This window comes from Arsenicibacter rosenii (genome assembly GCF_001870735.1).
In the GTDB taxonomy this organism is placed as follows: Bacteria; Bacteroidota; Bacteroidia; order Cytophagales; family Spirosomataceae; genus Arsenicibacter; species Arsenicibacter rosenii.
Genome location: NZ_MORL01000011.1, coordinates 150705 through 158359, shown reverse-complemented (window position 1 = coordinate 158359; position 7655 = coordinate 150705). Strand labels below are relative to the sequence as shown.

Annotated in this window: 4 protein-coding genes; all 4 read left to right on the top strand. The window is 57.8% G+C overall.

Annotated features, from left to right (window positions below; all coding sequences use genetic code 11):
* Window positions 1-2964: putative Ig domain-containing protein (locus BLX24_RS19365; protein WP_177225875.1), on the top strand; the 2964-nt coding region annotated here is incomplete at its 5' end.
* Window positions 2964-4064 (top strand): hypothetical protein, encoded by a 1101-nt coding sequence (locus BLX24_RS19360; protein WP_071504837.1) that lies wholly within the window; start codon window positions 2964-2966, stop codon window positions 4062-4064. The genes BLX24_RS19365 and BLX24_RS19360, both read left to right, overlap by 1 nt.
* 207 nt (window positions 4065-4271) lie before the next feature.
* A complete protein-coding gene (locus BLX24_RS19355) occupies window positions 4272-7097 on the top strand; it encodes a phage head spike fiber domain-containing protein (RefSeq protein ID WP_071504836.1) in 2826 nt (941 codons plus the stop codon).
* Window positions 7097-7654 (top strand): hypothetical protein, encoded by a 558-nt coding sequence (locus BLX24_RS19350; protein ID WP_071504835.1) that lies wholly within the window; start codon window positions 7097-7099, stop codon window positions 7652-7654. The genes BLX24_RS19355 and BLX24_RS19350 overlap by 1 nt, the downstream gene beginning before the upstream one ends.
* Window position 7655 lies beyond the last annotated feature (1 nt).

Sequence of the window (7655 nt, the reverse complement as noted above, 5' to 3'; positions counted from 1 at the left end):
ACCGGTACGGCCGGCGCAGCGGGTTCCCGGTTCTACGCCGGTGCCGGAGCACCTTCGGCCGGTACCGGCACAACCATCGACCTGTACCTGAACACCACCACCGGTGATGTGTATGAAAAAACGTCCGGATCCTGGGCGGTGTCGGGCAATATTAAGGGGGCACAGGGCAATACCGGCAATACCGGTACCGCCGGCAACAATGCCTACACCGGCACAACCGCGAATTATACCCAGCCCAATGTGGGTAACAGCGTAGCCGTATCGGTCGGTAATGCCGGCTGGGCGACCGTGGGTCAGATTGTCTACCAGACTTTCGGGGGCTACTATGAGGTTGTCACGACCGGATCAGGGACGCTGACGCTGAAAAATCTGGGTTATACCGGCAGCGGGGCAGGAGCAACCGTGATTCCGGGTGCTCTGGTACCGGCCGGTATGCGGGGTACGGACGGCAAGACCATTATTTCGGCCACCGTTGCTCCGGACAACGGGCTGGGTAACAACGGTGATTTCTGGATTAACATCAACACCAATATTTTCTACGGGCCTAAGTCCGGCGGCGTCTGGCCGTCCGGCATTTCGCTGGTGGGTCCGCAGGGCCCTAAAGGGGATACGGGTTCACAGGGAACCCAGGGCATTCAGGGACCGCAGGGACCGGCCGGGCCGGACTGGGTACTGCGTTTCGGGATCAGTAACGGTCCCCGGTTTATCAAGCTGGCCACCCTGCCGGCCACCAGCTCCGGAACGTACGATGAGACCGTTGTGTCTGGTTGTCTGGGTGGCTTTCTCAACAATGAGAAATGTCTGATCACGGCCCGTTTCTCCACCCGCTCCTCAGTAGCCGGAGAGCTGGGCTATAACTACAACTACTCAGGCAACAACGGATCGGCCGGCATCAGGGTATACAAAAACGGTGACGGCAGCTTTACAGTCTATGCCTATGCGTCCGCGCAGTTTGTGTCGGGGGCGCTGATGGTGTTTTCTTCTCAGGGAACTCCGGAAACGACAACGGGAAATCAGTATACCGCTGTAGGCGGCACACTGATGTTTGACAGTCAGGCGCCTTCCACGTACGTGCCGGACTGGCGCTTTGATGTGGGTGGATTTACCGTCAAGGGTGGTCTGGCCGCCCCGCGCCTGTTTGGTACGGCGATGCCGGCGATCAATAGTACGGTGCTGAGTAACTCCGCCTATACCATGGTCGCCCGGGAAAATGCGACCACCGAGCTGGTGACTGTTTCGCTCTCCCAGCTCAAGCAGGCCCTGTCGGTAACGACGAGCAGTATTTCAGCGCAGTCGGGCAGTACCGGCCAGAACTTCAGCTACAACGCCGGTCAGCACTTTACCGATCCGACCGGCAAGCCGCTGTCGTTTTCGGTGTCGGGAGCGCCGCCCGGTATCAGTATCGGGGCATCTACCGGCCTGATCAGCGGCACGCCGTCGGCGGCGGGCGTGTACACCGTTACCGTTACATCGACCGACATCGTGGGCTGGACCAAAAGCGTGTCTTTTCAGCTGACCGTGCTGCAGGTGGGCAGCACGGTCGATAAGCTCTATTACGAGTGGGACACCAATTCAAAGGGGTACTGGGGCTATGCCGCCGTTTCTGATACGGACAATGCCGTCGCGTATGAGATTCTGCTGACGCCGCTTTCGGGACAAAGTGGCGGACCGGCCCAAACGTACCGTGCCATGAGCGCGGGATCGTGGACCTACAGCGGCATTACCTACAACCGGCGCTATCAGTTTGTGCCGGCCTTTGCCGGCGGGGCGGACGTGAATGCCGGCTGGTGGCGCCAGCGGGTGCGGAAGGTATCGGATACCACGGTTGCCCGGCAGGCCGACGTGCAACTGATTGCCGGCTCCAACAGCAGCGGGGATATTACCAACAACTCACCCTACGTGCCGCCGGCCAACAACCCGCCGGTCTGGCAGGCAGGCGGCCCCTACCGGGTAGCCCGCAAACGCCAGTCGGTTACGCAGCTGCCGGCGGCCATCGATCCCGAGGGGGGGGCGGTCAGCTACTCCTGCGGATCACTGCCGGCGGGCTTAACATTTAACAGTACAACCCGCCAGATTTCAGGTTTGACGGAAGTAGCCATCGGTGACTATGCGGTGGTGGTGACCGCCACTGACAGCGCCGGTCAGGCGGCGGTGATGACGATTACCCTCACAGTGGCCATGTCGCCCTGTACGGATTTCCGCACCTATACCGGTGCGGATAATGTCGGAACGTCTCAGATCATCTGGGAGCGGGCCTATACGCAGGCGGATAATTACGGACTGCCCCGTGCGTTCGTTTCGAGTGCAGAACTGATTTCGTCGATGCAGACCGAAAACAGCGGTTACTACGGTTTTGATCTCAACCGGGTAACCGGCGGCAACTGGGTTGTCGGCAGCCGGGTATGGGGCAGTAATAACGCCAACCTGACAACTGGCTGGGCAGACTATCCCTACGACGACGCCGGCTGGATTGCCCGGAATGCTACATGGTCCGGCGGACAGCTCCAGAGCGTGGACATGATCCGGATGAATAACTGCGGCTACATACAGGAGATCCAGACCTACACGGCGGGCAGTACCCAGCCGCCGGCCGGATTCGACTATACAGTACCGGCGCTGCTGTCAAGCTGGCCCGAATCGGAGCCCCGTACCAATTACCATGGTAAACCCATAGGTCCGGGCAAAATGTCGCTCGACAACGGCATCATCCATATCGAAATCTGGCAGGGCTACGGGGCGACCATCGGCTTTTTCGGGGCATCGGGCGGCATCAACGTCATTAATCAGAACGACCACGGTCGCGGGGCCGATGACGGGATCTACACCGGTCCGGAGCCCAACTATTCCCAGAACGGCAAGAATCCGAATCCGAACTGGCCGGGCCTTGGCTACAACCCGCTGGGTATCGGGGACAGCTACAACAACTCCAGTCTCGTGCTGGCATACTCAAAATACACAGTCTGATGGCAGATCAATTGTATAGTAAAACCCGCATGAAGCTCTGGCCGCTCGACAACGAGCTGTCCGATGCGGTCATCGAGCGCTGGGCACGCCTGAACGGACGGGCGGCTGAAGTCTTCCGGAAGGTAACTATGTCCCGCTCCGACAAAACCTTCTACGCTGCCGACCAGCAGGAGCGGCCCTGCTTCATGATCAACGGCTCGCAGCGCAACATTGTCTTCTATAACGGTTCGGCCCCGTGGACACGCGCGGCCGTTACCGTCACTAACGGCTACGAAACGGTAGGGGGCGTCTATCAGCCGCATGAGCAGACGCCGTTTCACGTCTCGGAGCCGTGGATCGGGGTGCAGGTGGGCACGGTGGGCTCTGAAATGCTGGTGGCCGCGCTGTACTGTCCGGACGGCTACCGGATGTGCTACACCCACTACGCCCAGAACGATACGGGAACGACCGATCTGGAGAATGCCTGTACCTATCTGGCCAACTCCCCCATGGCCATCATCGACTCGGACGCGACGTATTACTGGCGACACGCCTACATCCTGGGTACGGTCGATCAGATCCGGGACTACGTGTACGCGCAGGCCCGGCAGGCAAAACCGGACTGGAGCTTTACCATGGCAAACGGCCGTAACGATTTTCACCCCTGGAAGGGGGGGGATCAGAAAATGCCCTTCCCCCAGGACAGCTGGCGGGTGACCATGCAGGACCATGAATCAAAACTGGTCTCGGCAATGGGCAGCTGGGCGGCGTCGGGTATCACGAACCTGAAAATCCAGATGGCCTATACCGGCTCACGCTCAAACCTGTTTGCCTTGTGGCTGCGCTCGGGTCAGAAACCGGCGGGCTTTAACCCCGACCGGCCCTCACAGGAGAGCCTGCGCTGGCCGAATGGCACCATCGCCGGTCCGGCGTATGACACCCAGTCGATGACCTTTCCGGTGACGGGCGACGGGGTAGAACGAGTGTATACCATCAACGTGGCCAGTAAATCGGGCTGGACGGGCATCATCCAGCAGTTTGAGATCGGCTACTACTACGGCTGGGCGGGCAGCGTGAATCCCGGTGAAATCTTTAATGTGAAACGAATCTGGTGTGAATAATGCGAATTCTCGATCCAAACCAAACCTTCACCGTCTGCGCCGGTGAGCGACCCATTATCGGCGACGTGCTGCACTGTCCGCTCCGGAGCGCCTGCACGGCCCATCACCACTACATTAAGGCAGAAGCAGGCCTGTTAAAGGCCGGCAGGGTTGCCGAATATCGCCCTGATTCAGGCGACGAGTTCTGCCACTTTCCCACACCAGAGCATGAGTAGTATTCTTTTTAAACCGCAGCCCACCGAGATCGAAGGCTATGCGCACGGCCAGCAGGACGTGCTGCTTCGCTTTGCGGCGGGCAGCATTCCGTCCGGACTGACCGTAAGGGTCTACAGCGGTCTGGGACAAACGCTGATGCCGGGCTTTGCGCCGGCGCTGGTCGCTGCCGGTCTGACCGATGCAATATTTCTGCGGTGGACCCAGATCCAGAAACAGGCTATGTCCGCCTACAGCTCACTGTGGATCGAGCTGATCTGGGACGGAGTGTGCCAGCTGGCAGGCCCGCTGCGAATGAACCTCAGTCCGGCGGCCGGTCCCGAGGTCGGGCTGGTAACGGCACGCACGCGTACCTCCGGTGATGTGTTCGTGTATGCCGATCAGCTGGTGAGTCTGGCGCTGAGCATTCAGGCGGATGTAACCGGCAAGCTGGGCCAGATCAACGCCGTTAAGCAGCACGTAGACCAGAAGTCAGACCATGTAGATGAGCAGGCCGATCACGTGGATGAGCAGACGGATCATGTTGATCAGCAGAAAACGCTCATCGATCAGGCTAAGCAGCACATTGATGGCCAGGCCAATCACGTGGATGATCAGACGGATCATGTTGATCAGCAGAAAACCCTCATTGACCAGGCGAAAGAGCACATTGACGGGCAGGTTACCCACGTTGATGTGCAGACTGATCATGTTGATCAGCAGAAAACCCTCATTGATCAGGCGAAACAGCACATTGACGGGCAGGCCACCCACGTGGATGAGCAGACCGGTCACGTGGATCAGCAGAAAACCCTCATTGACCAGGCTAAAGAGCACATTGACGGGCAGGCCACCCACGTGGATGAGCAGACGGACCATGTTGATCAGCAGAAAACCCTCATTGATCAGGCGAAACAGCACATTGACGGGCAGGTTACGCACGTCGATGATCAGACGGACCATGTTGATGCTCAGAAAACGCTCATTGATCAGCAAAAGGCGCTGATTGATCAGGCGGCCCAGCAGGTCGCCCAGAACGCGCAGACGGCCACCGATCAGGCGGGCATTGCCGTGGCCAACCGGTTTGTCTTCAAGGGAAGCTATCAGAATAACACGGTTTACGCCGCCGGTGACGGGGTAATGTATGCCAACAGCTTTATCCGGCGAAAAACGGCGGGCAGTTCGGGCAGTACGTTTGTTCCCGGCGACTGGGACTTTCTGGCGATGGGCATAAATCTGCGGGGCACTTATCAGAATAATACCTATTACGCCCTGAATGATCTGGTGATCTTCCGGCGCTCAGCCTATCTGGCACCGGCCAACCTGACGACCGGGGCGACCTTTAACCGCGCCAGCTGGGTGCGTATTGCCGCCGGCTGGAATCCGGCCGGCGCCTGGACGGCTGCTGCGGCAGTATACGAAGATGACATCCTGACCAATCAGGGCAGCACTTACCGGGTGACTACGGATCACACCACGCCCGCAAGTTTCAGTACCGCAAATCTGGAGCTGATTGCCGCCAAGGGGGATCCTGGCACATTAACGGCGAGTGCGTTTCCGGTAGTTTCCCTGCCGCTGTCCGGCACCGATAAAATCGTCATCCAGCGCGGGGATGGTTCGATGGGTAAAATCGACCCGTTTACGACGGGCTTTCCGGATAGTAGACCGAGTGTATTATTTGACTTTGCGGGTTCCGGTGTTGTTTCGCCCAGACTGGTTTACAGCCGGTCGGGTCAGGCAACACGGTTTAACCGCGCGGGCAATCTGGAAACGGTCGGGGCGAATGTGCCCCGGATTAATCACGATCCGGCTACGGGGAAATGTCTGGGCTACCTGTCGGAAGAAACCCGCGCTAACCTGATTACACAGTCGGCCGGATTTGACTCCTCGGCATGGGTGCGGATGGGTTGTACAACATCAGCCGGGCCTGTACTGACGCTGGATAACGCCTTAGTGACCAAAGTCATTCCAGGAGCTGCTTTTGCCGGTGTGGGCTTAATGCAGAATATAACACTCAGCAACCAGAACGCGGTGTTATCGGTCTTCGCAAAAGCCGGTGAGTACAACGGCCTTCAGCTGAATATGAACGGTAGCGGAGCGGCGGCCAGAGCATTTTTTAACCTTGTAACGGGTACGGTAGCGTTTGCCACAGCCGGCACAAGCGGCATTATTCCGCTTAAGGACGGTTGGTATCTGTGCTGGGTAGCAACCGCTGCTGCTGTTACCGGCACAACAACGTGTCAAATCATGCCGTGGGATAGTGTCATTGCGACTCCAAACGGGACAGGAGGGGTCTATATGTCTGACCCGCTGGCCGAAGTCGGAACGTTTGTTACCTCACGCATCAAAACGCTGGCAACCTCACTCACGCGGGGCGCTGATCTGCTCTACCTGCCTGTTTCATCAAGTTGGTTCAATAAAATGGAAGGGACACTTTTTGTTGAAGTCTATACGCGTGGTATCTCGAGTGCAGTACAGCAGTTTGCCTTATCGCTGGTCGGGCCTGCCTGGGGGATTGGCATTAGGCAGACATCTGCAACTACAATGTTTGGTCAGTTCAGGGATCAGGGTTTAGGAGGCGATGCCGGTACATTTACTATCGTTCCCAATACGGTACAGCGTTTTGCGATTACCTACAAAGACGGGCAACCGATTAAGTTTTACGGGGCTTCTGGAGTTAACACCGGAGCGGCTAACTACTCAGCTGCTTTAGGGGCGCTGTACACAAGGTTGTGTATTGGCTGTTACAACGATTCTAATGTTTTTAACAATCACGTGCTGAAAGCCGCCTACTGGCCTGTCCAGCTGACACAATCACAAGCCCAAACACTGGTATTATAATGGGACCAAACGCAAGCGGGACAAGTCCCGATCAATTATCACCTAATTCCCTGCTGGGCGGAGCCGCATTTATCGAAGTGTCCGACCTGTACGCGATGCTGGTAGCCCATACCACGCTCGATCTGCTGCGCGGCAGCAAGAATACAACGGCGCGGGTGGTATACATAACAGACTCTGCTGTTCAGGGTGTATTCATCCGCGACGATGCGGATACGACCACGCCGGACGACGGAAAGGACTGCTTACTTACAGCGGATGATACACCGGTCCGGTTTAAGCGCCGGTTGGCGCTCCGGACGTATACGCCCACCTCGGGCAGCGACACCACTATGATAACGGGTGCAGTAGTATATGACGCAAACGGCATCTGGATAAAGACGGGGGCCAGTACAGTCATGCTTGCCCAGTTCATGCGATCCGGAGCGACAAATGCCCGGCCGACCGGCCTGACAGCAGCTCATACCGGATTACAGTATTACGATACATCCCTAAACAAACCAGTCTGGTATAGCGGATCAGGGACAACCTGGAAAGACGCGACCGGCGCAACCGTTTAAC